Annotated in this window: 1 protein-coding gene and 1 pseudogene; both read right to left on the bottom strand. The window is 54.8% G+C overall.

Annotated features, from left to right (window positions below; translation table 11 throughout):
• Positions 1-188: 188 nt before the first annotated feature.
• A pseudogene (gene rimO / locus QZR21_RS08820) lies at positions 189-1,536 on the bottom strand (30S ribosomal protein S12 methylthiotransferase RimO).
• Positions 1,533-2,579, bottom strand: coding sequence for an ABC transporter substrate-binding protein (locus QZR21_RS08815; RefSeq protein WP_296096133.1), 1,047 nt, complete (start codon positions 2,577-2,579; stop codon positions 1,533-1,535). Before QZR21_RS08815 ends, rimO begins: the two are co-directional and overlap by 4 nt.
• Between the last annotated feature and the right edge of the window lie 446 nt (positions 2,580-3,025).

Raw genomic sequence — 3,025 nt, 5'->3', positions numbered from 1 at the left:
AGGGGCTCCCGCCAGGGTGGGGTTAGCTGATGGAAACTGACGATCCGGCCCGAAGGGCCTGACCAGCTTTCCTAGTCGCCAGCAGCTAGCAGCTAGAAGCCCCCGCTCGAACGCACGCCCGTAAGCCACATGACACCCGGCCCGCAGGGCCTGACCACCTCGATCTCAGTCTCGACCTCGATCTTTCTTCAGTCTACCCGTTCCGCAATCAGGTCATAGGCATAGCCGTCGGTGATCTTGACTTTCACGAAATCTCCGGGCTTCAGGTCTCCCGGGTTGTCGATGTACACATTGCCATCCACTTCCGGTGCCTGGAAAGCGGTGCGGCCCTTGGCCTGCATGTGGCCTTCGCCATCATCCACCAGTTCTTCCACCAGAGCTTCCGTTTCCCGGCCGATGAGATCTTCGTTATTTTCTTCGGAAATAGCGGCCTGGATAGCCATGAGTTCATGGTACCGGTTCTCTTTGACCTCTTCCGGCACCTGGTCCGTCATCCGGGCAGCAGGCGTGCCGTCCTGGGGGGGAGAACTTGAAGGCTCCCATATCGTCAAACCGAACCTCTTTGATGAAGTCGCAGAGTTTTTGGAAATCTTCGTCCGTTTCTCCCGGGAATCCCACCATAAGGGTGGTGCGGATGGTCATCCGGGGCGTAGCGGCCCGGAGTTTCCGAAGGAGGGTCCGGATGCTTTCGGACGAATCCCTCCGGTGCATGCGCTGCAGCACGGGGTCGCTGATATGCTGGAGCGGAATATCCACGTACTTGCAGATCTTCGGTTCATGGAGAATCACGTCCAGGAGCTCGTCATCGAAATAGGTGGGATAGAGGTAGAAAAGACGGATCCATTTCACCCCGTCGATTTTTACCAGTTCCTTCAGGAGCGATGCCAGCCGGGTGCCGTCCTTCAGGTCCCTGCCGTAGCAGGAGAGATCCTGGGCGATAAGATTGAATTCCCGGACTCCCGAAGCCGCGAGGCGCCGTACTTCATGGACAATGGACGGGATGGTGCGGCTGTGCATGGGTCCCCGGACATAGGGGATATAGCAGAAGGTGCAGCCATTGCTGCAGCCCTCGGCGATTTTTACGTAGGCCGAATACTTCGGCGTCAGGGTCTGCCGGGGAATCAGGTCCTCATTGGCGCAGGGAGTGGTGTCGAAGCTGTACACCTTCTCGTCCTTTTCGTAGGATTCATTCACCGCTTCCAGGATATGCTGCCAGGAATCGGTGCCGATGAATACGTCGATTTCCGGAATTTCCTTTCCCAGGGCCTGCTTGTACTGCTGGGTCAGGCAGCCGGCGGCCACCAGCTTCTCACATTTCCCGGTCTTCTTGTATTCCGCCGCCTCCAGGATGGTCTGCACCGACTCTTCCTTGGCGGGGTCGATGAAGGTACAGGTATTGATGATGATGACCTGGGCCTCCGACAGGTCCTCCGTCAGCTCATAGCCCGCCTTTTCCATGATGCCTACCATCATTTCCGTATCTACCAGGTTCTTCGAACATCCCAGGCTTATGAAGCCAAGTTTTCTTTTAGTCAACTGTTTGTACCTCCAAAACGAATCTTCTCGCCCCAACGGGTGAGCAGGTCTTTCTTACCTTCATCAAAATACTCTTTTTCCAGGTTCCAGAACTGCAGGAAATTGCCTGCAGCGTCGGGTTCCAGGGTGTAATCATTCACATAAATATAATAATACCGGTTTTCTTCCATATCCTTCTTATAGGAAGAGGAAGAAAGGAGCCAGTCCATGAGGACCTTCGCCCTCTCCGGATACTGGCCGTGGGCAGAAATCCCGGCGCCGAAGAGGTACCAGGGAGACCCGTCCTCCGGATACATGATGCGGATGGGCATCTTATCCTTCACGCTCCGAAGAGCTTCATTGAGACCGGAAATCCCGATATCGCACTTCCCCATGCCCGCCATCCGGGAAGGGGTGGAGAGGAATTTCCCGTATTGCACCATATGGTTCTGGGCGATCCCCAGGTACCGGAACGTATCCTCCAGGCCGAAATGTTCCACGAGACACATGAGCAGGTCCCCCGCCATGTCGGCGGCCATGAAATCCGTCATGGAAAGGCGCACCGAATTCCGGGTAAGCACTTCGTTCCAGTTATAGGAAAAAGCGGGATGCCGGTCCGCATAGTCCCGGTTCACCGCAAACACCACCGGATCCACCCAGAGCCCCGTCCAGTAGCACTCCTCATCCTTGAAAAGGTTCAGAGCCGTATCGGTCTGGGCGGAAGAATAGGGCGCAAGAAACTCCCCCTTCTTCAGCTTCATGAGCCCATCCTGGGACGTAATATACATATCCGCCGCCGGCGTATCGGTGCTGCCGCCATCGGCGCGGAGCATCTGGTCCGAAGACAGATAGACAATATTGATTTTAAGCCCGGTGTCCTTAAAAAAAGAAGGGGACAGCCCTTCCAGCATGCCATTGGGCATGTCCGTATATACCGTTACATATTCAGAAGGATTCTTCTTCTCCTCCTTCACCACTTCCAGGTGCCGGGCATAATGGAGAATCCCCCAGAAAGCAAGAGCCGCCATGATCAGGAATAAAAAAACCGAAGCCAGCCGTTTCATGGAATCACCTCTTGAAAAATTATATCATACAGTAACATACAATCATACAGAGGAAATGGGAAGATGTACTGTGTGTGAGATCGAGATCGAGGCCGAGATTGAGGAAATCATCCGCTCCGCGGCGGTCCTGGCAGGCATCCATGCGACCGGGCGGGCTTCTAGCTGTTAGCTGCTAGAAGTTAGGAAAGCTCGACAGCCTGCGGCGCTTATATGGCTGACCCCCATGCGTACCGACGGGGCCTTGAGCATTCAGCCTTGAGCCTTGAGCTGGTCAGGCCCTTCGGGCCGAATCCATCTGTCCCCATCTGCGGATCCCTTCTCCCCTCTTAGTGGCTCTGCATATCAATCGTCATTTCGAGCGGTGGAAGCATGCTAAAAGAATCTATCCTTAAAAATCGCTACAGCTACGATGAGTCGAGAAATCTCCCAGATAAATGACTATGACG

Origin of the sequence: uncultured Dialister sp. (assembly GCF_900541605.1) — a bacterium.
In the GTDB taxonomy this organism is placed as follows: domain Bacteria; phylum Bacillota; class Negativicutes; order Veillonellales; family Dialisteraceae; genus Dialister.
Note: the sequence above shows the minus strand (reverse complement) of the source record. Positions and strands in the feature narration are given on the sequence as shown.